The following is a 14,301-nucleotide window of genomic DNA, read 5'->3' as shown; positions in this document are numbered from 1 at the left end:
GCTCCCCCACCCGCCCGCGAGCCAGCCGCTGCGCGCCGTGTCAGCAGCCCCCGGCCAGCGCTCCGTCCTGGCCATCGGCCCCGACGGGGGTTGGGTGTCGTTCGAGGCCCAACTGTTGGAGTCCCACGGCTTTCGGCCGTTCTCCCTGGGGCCTCGCATCCTCAGGGTGGAGACGGCGGTTCCCGTGCTCGTCGGGCAAGTAGCCCTTCTCGCGGAAGACACTGCTCCGCGTCAGGATGCATCTCGGGCTTGAGGAGCGCGAAGCGCTGTTGAAGAGTGCCTCGCCATGGCCACGTCCATCCCTTCGTCCCCGGTCGCTTCCGACAGCTCGCAGCCCGCGGTCGGTGAGCAGCAGCCCCTCGTCACGTCCGAGCCGCAGGCGCCAGCGAAGCCCGCCAGCCACGACTCGGTGCCGCCGCCCGCGCTGCTGGACTTCATGCTTCAGCAGTGGAAGCCCTCCGCGCAGAAGCTGCCTCCGCGCATCAAGTACGCGGACGCCTTCAAGGCCCGTCGCAAGGCGCTGTCACAGGCGTTCCCCGGAGAGACGCTGGTCATCCCCACGGGCCACGAGAAGGTGCGCGCCAACGACACCTACTTCCGCTTCCGCCCCGGCACGGACTTCTACTACCTGACGGGCAACCTGGAGCCGGACTGCGTGCTGGTGCTGGAGCCGAAGGACGGCGGTGGCCACACGGACATCCTCTTCGTGGAGCCCAACCCGGGCCGCGCCAACGCGACGTTCTTCACGGACCGCGTGAAGGGCGAGCTGTGGGTGGGCCCGCGCCTGGGCGTGCCGGAGAGCCGCGCGCGACATGACGTGGACGAGGCGCGCGGCCTGGACACGCTGGCGGACTACCTGACGGGCCTCAAGGGCGCGGCGACGAAGCCCTCGCGCGTTCTGCGCGGCCACTCGGCCAAGGTGGACGGCGCGGTGACGGAGGGCGGCGAGCGAGACAAGGCGCTGGCCACCACGCTGTCGGAGATGCGGCTCATCAAGGACTCGCAGGAGCTGCGCGAGCTCCAGATTTCCATCGACGCCACGCAGCGCGGCTTCGAGGACGTCATCCGCAGCCTGAAGGTCGCCAAGAGCGAGCGCTACGTGGAGGGCGTGTTCAACCTCCGCGCCCGCGTGGAAGGCAACGACGTGGGCTACAACACCATCGCCGCCAGCGGCTCGCATGCGTGCGTGCTGCACTGGACGCGCAATGACGGCCCGCTGGTTCCCGGGGACCTGCTGCTGCTGGACGCGGGCGTGGAGGGCCACACGCTCTACACGGCGGACATCACCCGCACGCTGCCCATCTCCGGGCGCTTCACGCCGGAGCAGAAGGCCATCTACGACCTCGTGTATGCCTCGCAGGAGGCGGCCTTCGCCGCGGTGAATCCGGGCAACGACTTCATGGAGCCCAACCGCGCCGCCATGCGCGTGCTGGCCGAGGGGCTGCAGAAGCTGGGCATCCTCGAGAGCGCGGCCGAGGCGCTCAAGGACGAGCACCAGTTCTACAAGCGCTACTCGCTGCACAACGTCAGCCACATGCTCGGCCTGGACGTGCACGACTGCGCGCAGGCGCGGCAGGAGGCCTACAAGTACGGCAAGCTCCAGGCGGGCATGGTGCTCACGGTGGAGCCGGGCCTGTACTTCCAGAAGGACGACCTCACGGTGCCCGCGCGCTACCGAGGCATCGGCGTGCGCATCGAGGACGACCTCGTCGTCACCGCCCGGGGTTGCAAGGTGCTCTCCGCCAACATCCCGCGCACGGTGAAGGACATCGAGGCGTGGATGGGCGGCCTGTGGAATGCCGACAAGGCCCCGGCCGCGAAGGCGAAGAAGTCCGCCGCGAAGAAGCCCCAGGCCCGCGTCGCGAAGAAGGCCCCCGCGAAGAAGGCGAAGGCTGGCAAGCGCAAGTAGCACGCGGCGACGGAGTCGGGCCCGACGGTCCGACTCTCGGCGCCCGACGCGGGGCTCGGAGTCACAAGCTCCGAGCCCACCTTGTGGCGCGAAGCCCGACGCCCCCCGTTCGCGTCAGGACACCGGCGCGAAGTGGACGTCGTGGGACGGGCTGTCAGGAGCCGCGAAGGCGAGCAGCCGCGCCCCCTCCTCCGTCAGCGCCGCGCGGTCCTCGCGCGCAATCCGTTCGAAGGGTTCGATGCGCAGCGTGACGCGCTCCTTCTCGCGCTCCAGCTTCCACATCCCTCGCACGAAGCCATCCACCAGCACCGTCGGGCGGATGATGCCGTTGATGGTGAAGACACGCTTGCGGTAGGGCTCGGAGATGATGCGCGAGCGCTCCGCATGCGACAGCAGCAGGTTGTCGAACTCCGCCACCAAGCGCACCGGAGCCGGCGTGTCCCCTTCCGGCCGAGGCGCGTCCGGCACATCGAACAGCTCGACCCCCTGCTCGTCGCGGAACGTTCGCAGCCGAGGACGAAGCTGCTCGACGGTGTCCGCCAGTCGAATCAGCCCGGACCAGGCCTGCATGTCCTTCACGCTCGCGGGACCGAAGGCGCCCAGGTAGCGCAGCACCACGTCCTCCAGGGGCAGCGCGGGGCCTGGCGGCTCACCGAACCACGACTTCGACGTGGCGAACTCCACCTCTCCGCCCACGCCCCACGTCCCGAAGGGAGGCACGGTGACGAGCGGCTCAGCCACCCGCACCACGAAGCTCAGCGCACGAGCATCCCGCTCCGGCCAGCGCGCCTGGAGGCGACGCCCCAACTCCACGGTGCTCAAGGGCTCCTTGGCGAGCAGCTTCCGTCCCTCGGCGACCACCAGGTCCAGGTCCAACCCCACCAGCTCCCGCGGATAGACGCTCTGTTTCATCATCCGGTCCAGGACCGCCTGGAGCGTGGGCCGCAGGCGCTGGAAGTCGCGCGCGGTGACGAGGTGCTGCGTGGACCGCATCATCGTCGCCCGAACGACGGTGCGCTCCTGGTAGCACCGCGTCAGGTCGTCGAGCTGGAAGTCCTTCATCCGCGTCCAGAGAGCCAGGTAGGGCGCGTTGCCGGCCTGCGCTTGAAGCCCCACCAGGTGCTCAATCACCTCCGGGAGCGAGCTGGCCGTCCGGCGCAGCAGGTACTGCCGCTGGAGCAGGGCCCGGTTGAGCTCCCGCGTCGTCAGCACCGGAGCCAGTCCACCCTTCCCGCTCCGACGCGGGGTGGTGGCGGATGACGGGCTCTTGCTTCGAGGCGACAAGGCGACCTCCTTCACATTCCGGGGTGCGGCAACCACGCGCTGGCGACGTCCCGGGTTCTTCGCACCGCCCACCCTGGAGCGCGTCTCTTCGGCCGGAATGAAGGGGAAAGGCAAGAACATCAAGGGGATGGGAATCATGGGGCCTGGGGTCCTGGGCGGGTCCGGAAGCTCGACGGCTTCGTAAGACGCACCATGACCCTCGGGCGTGACAGCTATATGTCAGGTATCTGGGCAGGCGCCCCGCCGCCCGCGCGCGACGAGAAACACGGCAGCTCAGGCGGCGACGGTGTCGGCCAGGAGCGGCACGCGCTGGAGCAGGAGTTCCCCGTCGCGCAGCGAGAAGCGCAGCAGCGACGAGCCCTCCTCGTCCTCCATCAAGAACGAGCGGACGGGACCGAAGACGAACTGGAGTTCCTCGGCGTTGCACGTGGGCAGGTACGTCCGGAGCACTCGAGGGTCGTAGTAGCGGAAGTAGAGGCGCTTGCCCCGCTCGTCCTGGACCTTGAGGAACCGTCGGAAGTGACGGCGCAGCAACTCCGGCGCGACGGGCGCCTCGACGTAGAGCCCCCACGCGCGGCCCCACCCCGTACCGAGCAGCTCTCCCAGGAGGGGCGCATCGGGCCGCAGCCGGACCAGGTAGGGAGCCACCTCGGCCAGCTCGGCGGGGATGCGCCCTTCGTAGAGACACGAAGCGGCGGGCTCCCAGCGAATCAGCGAGTACACGCGCGGCTCACGGGCCGCGTCGAGCAGGGCGTAGCGCTCCAGCGGAGGCGAGCCCTCTTCCGGAGCCGCCCAGAGCAACGCTGACAAGTGTCTGGCGCGCGGTGACATCCTCGTTCTCCCCTTCAGGCGGCGCGCTTCTGGGGCCCTTGCAGGGCCTTCTTCGCGCACTCCTCGCAGAAGGGCGTGCCGTCGGCGGCCGCCTGTCGCAAGGCGCGCACCTGCGCGGCGATGTCCTGCTCGAGCGTGGGAGGCGGAGGCGCGGGACGCTCCACCGGAGCCTCGCGTTCGATGACCACCGGCTCGGTGAACGGAGGCGGCACGTGGCGTACGAGCGGCACCTCGCGCACCGTCAGTTCGCCATCGAGCAGGGCCCGCTCCAACCGCTGCTTGAGCCGCTGTTCGAAGTGCGTGCGCTCCAGCGTGGACAGGCCCATGGGACACATGCCGCCCAGCGTCTCGTAGAGCGAGTACACCGTCGCCCGCGAACCCGCGAGCCACCGGTCCAGGTGCCAGATGGCCAGCCCGCCCGCCACCGGCGCGAAGCCCTCGCCGTCCTCGAACGTCATGTCGACGGCACGCGCAATCTCGTAATCGAGTTGCGTTCCCGGCAGCAGCCAGGACCGCGCATGGGAGGACTTGCGGCGAGGAAGCATGAGCTCAGTATCTCACAGGGCTTCGCGCGAAGTGACGGCCCCGCGCGCGACTAGGGCGTGGGCGAGGGGGCGACTTCCACGGGGATGGGGGCTTCGTCGGTCGGAGCCGACGCGGGCGGTGCCGTCTCACCCGGAACCTTGTCGGTAGGCTTGCGCGTCTTCGCCCACTCCTCGGCGGAAAGGGGGATGATCTCCTTGAGCGTGGAGTACTCCACCTTGAGGTCGCGCGGCTCGGTGCGAGTGTCCAGACCGGCGGTGAAGGACAGGCGGTTGATTTCGTGCCCGGCCTCCGTCTCCAGCACCACGCGCCAGTTGCCGGGCTTCAGGTTGGACGTGGTGGCGTAGAAGCGATAGCCGCCGTCCGTCCCGTTGCTGCTGACGTTGGCGATGAAGCCGTTGCCGCTGGTCGTCCAGCCCTTCTCCGGGTGGTCGTAGTACCAGCGCACGCGCACCTTGTAGGGCGCGAAGTGCTTCGGGGCGAAGATGCGGAAGAAGTAGTACGGCTTGTCGCCGGGCCGAATCACGAAGTCCGGGCCGAACCACGTCCACGGCTTGTACCAGAGCGAGTCGTCCACCGAGGTGAGCTGGTACAGGCCCGGACTGACGCGCTTCACCTCGTGGAAGATGCCCGAGTACTGCACGGCCAGGGGAATCGGCGGGATGACGCCCACCAGGTAGCAGATCAGCAGCGCCGCCTGCACGCCGAAGCCCGGCAGGGCCACCTTGCGCACCACGTACTCGACATCCGGGCGCAGGCGCTCCATCAGCCGCATCAGCCCGAACACACTCGCGCAGCCCAGGGACACGGCCAGCAGGAACACCCAGAAGCCCATCCGGCCGATGAGCACGGGCAGGAGGAAGGCGAAGTACATCGTCACGCAGAGGCTGAGCAGCGACACGCGGACGATGGGGCCCAGTTGCCGGAAGCGCGGCAGCTCGTTGGCCACCAGCAGGCCGAAGAGGCCCACGATGAAGAGGTACGGCGTGAAGCCCGACGTGCTCTTGAACAAGAGCAGCATGAAGACGCTGAGGAGGCTTCCGAAGAAGAAGTGGATGGCGTCTTCGCGCCAGCGCCACACCTTCGACAGCACCCCCGGGGGCGGCGTGCCCTCCGGAAAGCGCTGCTCCAACAGGATGAGGGTCGCCAGGATGAGCAGGTAGGCGAAGCTCTGCACCATCGTCAGCGTGTCGTCGATGCGGCTGAGCGAGACGATGTCGTAGAGGAAGCCGCCGAAGAAGAAGGCGGCCATCTCCCACTTCTCGTGCCGGGTGCGGAACGCCTGCACCTTCTCCATCAGCGTGGGCGTCTTCGCCGTGGCCACCAGGTCATCGGGGTCCACCACCGCGGGCGCGACGCCCGGTGGGGCATCCGTCAACACGACAGCGGCGTTGGTGGCGGCGTTGGAGACCGGCGGGGCACCCGACGGGTCTGCGGTCTCTTCGGTCTTCTCGGACGGGTTGGGCTGAGTGGCGGTGACCACGGTGTTTCCTCGCGGGAGCGGCCACCCATTCTACCCGCAGGAGGGGAGCAAATCTCCCCTCCCCCTCCAGCCCGGGTCAGGCCGGGGGCTTGCCAGCGACCAGGTCGGTCAGCTCGCCGCGCTCCGCGATTTCGGCCAGGATGTCCACGCCTCCGACGAACTGCCCGCGGATGAAGATCTGCGGGATGGTGGGCCAGTTCGTGTAGTCCTTGATGCCCTGGCGAATGGCGGGGTCGGACAGCACGTCCACCGTGAAGACCTCACCGTGGGGCTGGAGTATCTGCAGCGCCCGCGCGGAGAAGCCGCACTGGGGGAACAGGGCATTGCCCTTCATGAAGAGGACGATGGGGTGCGACTGGGTCAGCTCGTCGAACCGGGCCTTGAGCTCTGGGTTCATGGATGGGTCTCCTTCGTTAGCGGTTCCCGAGCTTCTTCCACTGCTCGGGCGAGTAGGTCTTAAGGGCCAGGGCATGCAGTTCGCCCGACTTCAGCCATTGCTGGAGCGGCGCATACACGAGCTGGTGTTGCTGCACCATCGCCTTACCGGCGAAGTCGGGGCTGATGACACGGGCCTCGAAGTGGTCGCCCGTCCCCGTGGTGTCCTGGACCTCCACCTCGGAGCCCGGCAGGGCCTCCAGGATTCGGCTGCGGACGAAGTCTGCGTCAAGCATCAGTTCATTCCCCTTCCCATCACCAGCATGGCTGGGTCCACGCCCATGCCACGCAATGTCGTCTCCCACAACTTGCCAGGCTCCATATCCAGCACCGCGTCCGCGCTGGCCTCGGTGAAGAGCCAGGAGCCGGCGGCAATCTCGCTCTCCAGTTGCCGGGGTCCCCAGCCCGCATAGCCCAGGCAGAAGCGCAGGCGGGGCGCCCCGCGCTCCAGCAGCGGCCCCAGGGCATCCAGCGTCACGCTGAGGAACAGTCCGGGAAGCACCGAGTGCTTCTCCAGGACACCTCCATCGTCGTGCAGCACGAAGCCCCGTTGAGGCTCCACGGGGCCGCCGACGAAGACGGGCTGGCTGGTGCGCTCCGTGTGGATGTCCAGGTTCTGCCCGCGCGCCAGCTCGCCCAGGGTCAGCGGTGCGCCCCGGTTGACGACGAGCCCCATGGAGCCGGACTCCCCATGCTCAATCATCAGGATGACGGAGCGGTAGAAGTTGGGGTCCCCGAGCTGAGGCATGGCCAGCAGGAAGCCGGGAGCGAGGTTCTTCACGAGCCGAGCATCAACCGTTCGAGCGGGCGGCGCAACCGGAACCGCCCCCGTCGGGGCTCGCGCCGAGCACGCCGCCGCCCTGGCTTTCAGTGCCAGCTGGTGTGCTTGGACTGCAGCGCCTCGGAGAGTCGCTCCGGGTTGAGCGGCTTGCCGATGAAGAGGTCCGCGCCCAGGCCCTTGCACTTGCGCGCCATGGCCGCGTCGCTCATCGCGCTCACGCCGATGAGGACCGCTTGCGGGAAGCGCTCGCGCAGTCGGGACATCAGCGTGGCGCCGCTGCGACCGGGGAGGAACACGTCGACGATGGCGGCGTCCATGCGCTTGTTGCGCACGGCGAACTCCGCCTCCTCGGCGCTGCCCACGGGCATGGGCTCGTATCCCCAGCCCGCCAGCATCTCCACCAGGATTTCGCGGTGGGATGGATCATCCTCCACGACAAGGACCGAGCTGCGCACGGTCTCCACCTTCAACTCGTCGCTGCGTTCCGTGCGCTCCTTCGCGTCGTGGCCGAGCACGGGGATGGTCTCTTCAGTGGTAGGCAGGGACATGAGGGCACCGGTTGGGCAAAAGGTTTCCGTGTGATGGGAACCCACATTTCCACGGTGGGAATTCCTCACACCCACCGGTGCCCCGGTGCTTGCTCAGGTGGCCTTGCGAGGGCTCGCCGAGAGTGCCTGGGAGGCGAGCGAAGCGCCGAGCACCAGGAGGACGAGCAGCGCCCAGGCGGGCAGGACGACGCGAGCGCCGCCCTCGTAGATGAGGGCCGCGTAACTGGTGCCCAGGTAGCGCCCGAGCGACATGGGTTCCATGCGCGCGATGCCGAAGAAGCTCACGGTGGACTCGGTGAGGATGGCGGTGGGCAGGCGGCTGAGGAACACGGCCAGGGCGAAGGGGCGCAGGGCGGGCCAGAGGTGGACGCGCAACACATGCGTGCCGCCACCGCCGAGTGCTCGGGCCGCGGCGACGAACTCCTGTCCTTCCAGTGTGGCCAGGCGATTGCGGAACATGCGAGCGGGGCCCGCCCAGCCGACGAGCGCGAGTGACGCCACCATCAATCCGAAGGGGCCCAGGCCGCCGCTGTGTCCCGCGTCCGCGAGGGATTGGCCCGCGAGTTGGAGCACCATGACGACGAGCACGTCGGGCAGAGCGAAGACAGCGTCCACGCCGCGCAGCAGGGCCTGCTCCCACGCGCCACCGACGAGTCGAGCCACGGCCGCGACGATGAGGCCGATGAGCGTGGAGAGCCCGCCCGCGCACAGGCCCACGGCGAGGGACACCCAGAGCCCACCAAAGGCCAACTCGCACACCGTGCGGTCCGGCCGCGTCGGGTCCACGCCCAGCGGACAGGTGCTGGCGAGCCAGTCCGGGAACAAGCGCCCGGCCACGAGGCTCAGCGCGCCGAGGCCCACGAGGAGGATGAGCCCGAAGGTGGCGCGAGCGGGGACGCGACTCATGCGAGCACCTCGAGTGGGACCGGCGACCTCGCGCTGACGAAGCCGTGCATACGGCGAGCCCCGCGTGGGCGCGGCATCAGCGAGTCACACGACCGCGGTCTCACGAAGCCGCGCGCGGGGCGCGCGTGGCACGTGCGCGGAATCTGCGCATCGCACACCCCCGCTCCGGAGCAGGTGGATGCAGGGACAGGCCTCATGTGCGGGCTTCTCGTGAGCGAGGGTCCACCGCGTACCGCGTGAGTTCTACCGCGAGGCTGACGACGACGAGCAGCGAGGCAAAGGTGGTGGTGGCCACCACGACAACGGCCACCTGTTTGTTGAGGACGGCGAGGACGTAGAGCTGACCGAAGTACGGCAGTCCCAGCACACGCTCGGCGGCGAACGAGCCGGCGAGCAGCGCCGTGGCCACCGGCCCCACCGCGTCCAGCAAGGCGGGCAGCACGTTGGGCAACACGTGACGGCGAAGCACCGTGCCGGGCGCGAGCCCCTTGCCCAGCGCGGTGCGCACGTAGTCGCGCGACAGCTCCGTCTCCAGCGAGTCACCCACCAGGGTGCCCAGGAAGATGCCGGGCCAGATGGACGTGACGAGCGCGGCGCAAAGCTCCGGCAACATGTTGCCGCGCTCCACCACGGCGGGAGCGAGCAGGAGCGCGGGGATGAAGACAGGGGTGCCGAAGGCCAGCGCGGGCACGACATCGCCCAGCGCGGCCCAGCGGCCCCGACGCCAGCGCGTGCGCACCATCGCGAAGCCGAGCGCCCACGTCAGCGCCAGGGGCAGCGCGAGCAGTCCGACGCCGACACTGCCGGACAGCTTGCGCGCCAGCTCGTCGCCGGTGACTCCTTGCGCGCTCGTGCCCAGTCGCTCGCCGCGCCAGAGCTTCTGCCAGGGACGAAGGAAGCCCAGCGGCTCGCCGATGCCCAGGTCCCGTCGATACGACGCGGCCAGCTCCGGTGACACCTGTCGCTTCGCTTCGCTCTCCGTGGTGAGCGGAAGCATCGCCATGAGGAAGTACGAGGCCACCGCCACGAGCGGTACCAGCACGAGCTGTCGCGCCAGCTTCTGGAGCACCGACCTCATGGCGTGACCTCGGCGCGCTGCGACTCCACCGGGAGCAGACACAACGGGGCCAGCGCCATGTGCCACAAGCACCCTGCCTTCATGGCGTGACCTCGGCGCGCCGCAGCTCCAACGGGAACAGCCATGATGGTGCCCGCGCCGCGCGCCGCACGCATCGCCGTCATGGCGCCACCTCGGCCTGCTTCGGTTCCGGAGCGGACCGGCGCAGCGTGCGCAGCGCCAGGAAGTTGAACGGGTCCACGTCCAGACCGCGCAGCGTGTCCCGAGCGCGGAAGTAGCGGTCCGGGTGATAGAGCGGCGCAATCACCGCCTGCTCCCCCACCAGCACCTCCTGCGCCTGGGTGTACAGCGCATAGGCGCGGGCCTCATCCGCCTCACCATCCGCCGCCTCCAGGAGCCGCTCGAAGCGGCCCATCGGCTCCCCACCCGCCTGCGTCTCCCAGCCCGTCTGATGGTTGCCCTCGCGCTCGAAGAGCGTGAAGAACGTATTCGGGTGCGCGTAGTCCCCACCCAATCGGCGCAGATACAGGTCATACGCGCGAGGCCCCTGCGCCGTGCGCCGAGCCACCTCCGCCATGAAATCCGAGCGCGCTTCCAGCACCACCTGCACACCCACGCGAGCCAATTGCGCCGCCACGCGCTCCGCGATGGCGACCTCCGGCACGAAGTTGTCCCCGGCGCGATACACGAGCCGCAATGGCCGCTCCAACCCGGGCACCCCAGTCAGCTCCTGCTTCGCGCGCTCGGGCTCGTAGTGCGGCAGTCGCGCCGCCTCCTCCGTCGAAGCCGCACCCGGAAGCTCCGGAGGCAGCAACACATGCGACGGACGCGATGCCGGCAGCAACCCCGCCACCAGCGCCTCCCGGTCCAACGCCCGTGACAGCGCGCGACGCACCTCGGGCCTGTCCAGCGGGGCGCGCTCCGTGTTGAAGGCCAGGTAGTACGTCGACAGCAAAGGTTCGCGCTGCAGGTCCTCGGGCCGCTTCACGCGCAGGGCCGCGGCACTGTCCACGAAGACGAAGTCCACGCGGCCCCGCTCGTACAGCGCCGGGCCAATCTCCGACTTCATCAAGGTGATGACGGGCACGGGCGCCTCGCCGGGCACCAGCGGCGGAGGAAACGCCGAGCGCGGGTTGTACACCAACCGCACCCGCTCGCCCGCGCGGTCCCAGCTCTCCACGCGGTACGGCCCCAGCGCCAGCGGACGTCCGTCACGAGGCCGATCGAAGTAGTCACGGACCTCCTCATCCGCCCTGCCCTCCAGGTCCGCGGCCGGCGCCGGATAGAAGATGTAGACGTTGGCCACACGGGCCAGGAAGTAGCTGCGTGGATGCACCAGCGTCACCCGCAGCGTGTGCGCGTCCACGGCCTCCACGCCCACGCGCTCCATCGCCGCGCGGAGGTCCGCCTCGGGCGCCATCCGCTCCTGGAGCGCCAGCACCTCCGATGCGCCATCCAGGTCCGCCATCTCCCCGCGCTCCCGCCCGCGCAGCGCACGTCGCCAGCCGACGACGAAGTCCCGCGCGGTGAGCAGCGAGCCATCGGACCAGCGCACATCCCGACGCAGGTGGAAGACGTAGACCTCGCGGCCCTTCTCGTCGCGAGTGCGCTCCCAGCGCTCCGCCAGCCCCGGCCGCACCGAGTGGTCCGCTCCGAGAACCGTGAGCCCCCGCTGCGTGGCCAGCATCACCGGATAGTTGGCCCAGCTCTCGGGGTCCGAGTGACTCCAGTCCAGCGTGGTGGGCATGGCGGGCACCACCACCTTGACGCCCGCGTCGGGCTGAAAGCCGCACGGCCCGCAGGCCCCGGTCACCCAGGCCAGCAAGAGACACCACCAGGCGAGTCGCGCGCGAGGAGCCACCGGAGCACGTTGTACCCCGAAGCGCCGCTCCCCCGAAAAGGAGAAGCCAGGAGACCGGCGACTCCTGGTCGGCCGGCATCCTGGCTTCGGTACCTCACGGAGGAAACTCCTCCGCTGTCACCCCGGCACTAGGCCGGGGCGGGGGCGGGCGTGGACGGAAGGTCCGGCGGCGCGGCCTTCAGGCTGTCGGAGAACGGCTTGCGGCCGAACTCCTCCGGCTTCTCCAACACCAGCGCCTCGCGCAGCACGTCGTCCACGAACTCCACCGGGACGATGCGCAGCTGCTTGCGAATCTTCAGCGGGATGTCCTTCAGGTCCTTCTTGTTCGCCTTCGGGATGAGGACCGTCTTGATGCCCGCCCGGTGCGCGGCCAGCGTCTTCTCCTTCAGGCCGCCGATGGGGAGCACCCGTCCACGCAGGGTGATTTCACCCGTCATCGCGACGTCGCGACGGATGAGGACCCGCGTGAGCGCGCTCACCAGCGCCGTGCAGATGGTGACACCCGCCGAGGGACCGTCCTTCGGAATGGCGCCTTCCGGCAGGTGGACGTGGATGTCGTAGTTCTCGAACACCTTGCGGTCGATGCCGAAGCGCTCGGCGCGGCTGCGCACGTACGACATGGCCGCCTGGGCGGACTCCTGCATCACCTCACCCAGCTTGCCGGTGATGATGAGCTTGCCCTTGCCCGGCATCACGGTGGCCTCGGTGGTGAGAATCTCACCACCCAGCTCCGTCCACGCAAGGCCGGTGACGATGCCCACCTGGTCCTCCTGCTCCGCCACGCCGTACCGGTAGCGCGGGGTGCCCAGGAACTTCATCGCCATCTTGCGGTCCACCGCCATGTCCCGCTTGCCGTTCTTCAACACGTCGCGGGCAATCTTCCGGTACACGCCGCCAATCTCACGCTCGAGCGAGCGCACGCCGGACTCACGCGTGTAGCGGTGGATGATGGTCTTCAGCGCCTCTCGGCTGATGTCCACCTTGATGTCCGCCAGCCCGTTGGCCTCCTGCTCCTTCGGGATGAGGTAGCGCCGGGCGATGGAGAGCTTCTCCGGCTCGGTGTACCCCGCGATGCGAATCACCTCCATGCGGTCCTGGAGAGGACCGGGGATGTTGTGCATCGTGTTCGCGGTGCAGATGAACATCACCTTCGACAAGTCGTAGTCGAGGTCCAGGTAGTGGTCGTTGAAGTTGTGGTTCTGCTCGGGGTCCAGCACTTCCAGGAGCGCCGCGCTCGGGTCGCCTCGGAAGTCCGTGGACATCTTGTCGATTTCGTCGAGCAGGAAGACGGGGTTGTTGCTGCCCGCCTTCTTCAGCGACTGGATGAGCTTGCCCGGCATCGCGCCGATGTACGTGCGCCGGTGGCCGCGAATCTCGGCCTCGTCACGCACGCCGCCCAGGGACAGGCGCACGAACTTGCGGCCCGTGGCCCGAGCAATGGAGCGCGCCAGCGACGTCTTGCCCACGCCCGGAGGACCCACGAAGCACAGCACGGGGCCCTTGAGCTTCTTCACCAGCTGCTGCACGGCCAGATACTCGAGGATGCGCTCCTTCGGCTTCTTCAAGCCGTAGTGGTCCTCGTTGAGCACCGTCTCCGCTTCCGTCACGTCGAGCCTGTCTTGCGTCTCGTCGTACCAGGGGAGGCTGATGATCCAGTCGATGTAGTTGCGGACGACGGTGGCCTCGGCGCTCATCGGGCTCATCATCCGGAGCTTCTTCAGCTCCTTCTTGACCTTGAGCGTGGCCTCCTTGCTCATCCGCTTGTTCTTCAGCTTCTCTTCAATCTCCTGAATCTCGTTCTTGAACTCGTCGCGCTCACCCAGCTCCTTCTGAATGGCCTGCATCTGCTCATTCAGGTAGTACTCCTTCTGGGTCTTCTCCATCTGCTTCTTGACGCGGGTGCGGATCTTCTTCTCCACCTGGAGAATCTCGATCTCCCCCTGCATCAGCTCGTACAGCTTCTCCAGCCGCTTGGCCGGGGACTCCGTCTCGAGCAGCGCCTGCTTGTCGTTCAGCTTCAGCGACAGGTGCGCGACGATGGTGTCAGCGAGCCGCGCCGGGTCGTCGATGCTGGCGACCTGCATCAGCATCTCTGGCGGGATGCGCTTGTTGAGTTTGACGAAGGCCTCGAACACGGAGTGGACGCTGCGAACCAGCGCCTCCAGCTCCACGCTCTTCTCCGTCTGCTCTTCAACCTCCTCCACCTCCACCATGAAGAAGGCGTCGTTGGGGTGGAACTTCTTCACCTTGGCCCGGCGCACGCCTTCCACCAGCACCTTCACCGTGCCGTCAGGCAGGGGAAGCAGCTGGATGACATGGCCCATGGTGCCAAAGTGGAAGATGTCGTCAGGAGAGGGGTCATTCGTCTTGGCCTTCTTCTGGGCGGCCAGCAGGATGACGGCCTTGTCGTCCGGCCCCTTGTGAGCCATCGCGTCCTTCAACGCCGCGATGGACTTCTCCCGGCCGACGAACAGCGGAACCACCATGTGCGGGAACACGATGATGTCCCGAAGGGGCAAGAGCGGGACGGTGAGTCCCCGCTTCTGGGCTTCCTTCTTGTCGTCACGTCCGAAGAACATGTATCCGCCACCTGCTGGCCTACCGGGAGGGTAGGCCCCTGAAGAGTTGCCCGGTTGCTCGCC

The 14,301-nt window shown here is 68.4% G+C and carries 14 protein-coding genes; 2 read left to right on the top strand and 12 right to left on the bottom strand.

From position 1 onward, the window contains the following. Both HR086_RS19085 and HR086_RS19080 read left to right on the top strand, forming a co-directional pair. On the top strand, positions 1 to 253 hold a 253-nt coding region (locus HR086_RS19085; protein WP_174466324.1), incomplete at its 5' end, for an RsmE family RNA methyltransferase. A gap of 33 nt (positions 254 to 286) precedes the next feature. After that, entirely contained in the window at positions 287 to 1,909 is a 1,623-nt protein-coding gene (locus HR086_RS19080; RefSeq protein ID WP_174466323.1) for an aminopeptidase P family protein, read from the top strand. A gap of 114 nt (positions 1,910 to 2,023) precedes the next feature. On the opposite strand, the gene HR086_RS19075 is transcribed toward HR086_RS19080, so the two are convergent. The 12 genes from HR086_RS19075 to lon all read right to left on the bottom strand — a co-directional run bounded on the left by HR086_RS19075 (position 2,024) and on the right by lon (position 14,238). Further along, positions 2,024 to 3,193, bottom strand: coding sequence for a winged helix DNA-binding domain-containing protein (locus tag HR086_RS19075; RefSeq protein ID WP_254626375.1), 1,170 nt, complete (start codon positions 3,191 to 3,193; stop codon positions 2,024 to 2,026). A 273-nt stretch (positions 3,194 to 3,466) separates the two neighbouring features. Continuing rightward, the gene (locus HR086_RS19070) at positions 3,467 to 4,024 is read right to left on the bottom strand and encodes a DUF4123 domain-containing protein (RefSeq protein ID WP_141642423.1); all 558 of its coding nucleotides are present in this window, start codon (positions 4,022 to 4,024) and stop codon (positions 3,467 to 3,469) included. Between the two features lie 14 nt (positions 4,025 to 4,038). Beyond that, positions 4,039 to 4,569 carry a hypothetical protein gene (locus HR086_RS19065; protein WP_174458565.1) on the bottom strand — a complete coding sequence of 177 codons (531 nt, stop codon included), beginning with the start codon at positions 4,567 to 4,569 and terminating at the stop codon, positions 4,039 to 4,041. A 50-nt stretch (positions 4,570 to 4,619) separates the two neighbouring features. Then, on the bottom strand, positions 4,620 to 6,050 hold the full coding sequence (locus tag HR086_RS19060) for a DUF2914 domain-containing protein (protein ID WP_141642425.1): 1,431 nt from the start codon (positions 6,048 to 6,050) through the stop codon (positions 4,620 to 4,622). Between the two features lie 76 nt (positions 6,051 to 6,126). Next, on the bottom strand, positions 6,127 to 6,447 hold the full coding sequence (grxD, locus tag HR086_RS19055; RefSeq protein ID WP_141642426.1) for a Grx4 family monothiol glutaredoxin: 321 nt from the start codon (positions 6,445 to 6,447) through the stop codon (positions 6,127 to 6,129). Between the two features lie 16 nt (positions 6,448 to 6,463). Beyond that, positions 6,464 to 6,721, bottom strand: coding sequence for a BolA family protein (locus HR086_RS19050; RefSeq protein ID WP_141642427.1), 258 nt, complete (start codon positions 6,719 to 6,721; stop codon positions 6,464 to 6,466). Next, a complete protein-coding gene (locus tag HR086_RS19045) occupies positions 6,721 to 7,266 on the bottom strand; it encodes a YqgE/AlgH family protein (protein ID WP_141642428.1) in 546 nt (181 codons plus the stop codon). The genes HR086_RS19050 and HR086_RS19045 overlap by 1 nt, the downstream gene beginning before the upstream one ends. Positions 7,267 to 7,352: 86 nt before the next feature. Next, positions 7,353 to 7,814 carry a response regulator gene (locus tag HR086_RS19040; protein ID WP_141642429.1) on the bottom strand — a complete coding sequence of 154 codons (462 nt, stop codon included), beginning with the start codon at positions 7,812 to 7,814 and terminating at the stop codon, positions 7,353 to 7,355. Positions 7,815 to 7,907: 93 nt separating this feature from the next. Further along, positions 7,908 to 8,720: an ABC transporter permease subunit gene (locus tag HR086_RS19035; RefSeq protein ID WP_174466321.1), complete on the bottom strand. Its 813-nt coding sequence runs from the start codon at positions 8,718 to 8,720 to the stop codon at positions 7,908 to 7,910. 193 nt (positions 8,721 to 8,913) lie between these two features. Continuing rightward, positions 8,914 to 9,798 (bottom strand): ABC transporter permease subunit, encoded by an 885-nt coding sequence (locus HR086_RS19030; protein WP_174466320.1) that lies wholly within the window; start codon positions 9,796 to 9,798, stop codon positions 8,914 to 8,916. A 160-nt stretch (positions 9,799 to 9,958) separates the two neighbouring features. Further along, positions 9,959 to 11,545 carry a peptide ABC transporter substrate-binding protein gene (locus HR086_RS19025; protein ID WP_217441863.1) on the bottom strand — a complete coding sequence of 529 codons (1,587 nt, stop codon included), beginning with the start codon at positions 11,543 to 11,545 and terminating at the stop codon, positions 9,959 to 9,961. A 242-nt stretch (positions 11,546 to 11,787) separates the two neighbouring features. Further along, positions 11,788 to 14,238: an endopeptidase La gene (lon, locus tag HR086_RS19020; protein WP_141642433.1), complete on the bottom strand. Its 2,451-nt coding sequence runs from the start codon at positions 14,236 to 14,238 to the stop codon at positions 11,788 to 11,790. Between the last annotated feature and the right edge of the window lie 63 nt (positions 14,239 to 14,301).

The sequence above is a fragment of the Myxococcus sp. CA039A genome, from assembly GCF_013336645.1.
Classification (GTDB): Bacteria; Myxococcota; Myxococcia; order Myxococcales; family Myxococcaceae; genus Myxococcus; species Myxococcus llanfairpwllgwyngyllgogerychwyrndrobwllllantysiliogogogochensis.
The sequence above is the reverse complement of the archived record's forward strand: the minus strand, read 5'-3'. Positions and strand labels throughout refer to the sequence as shown.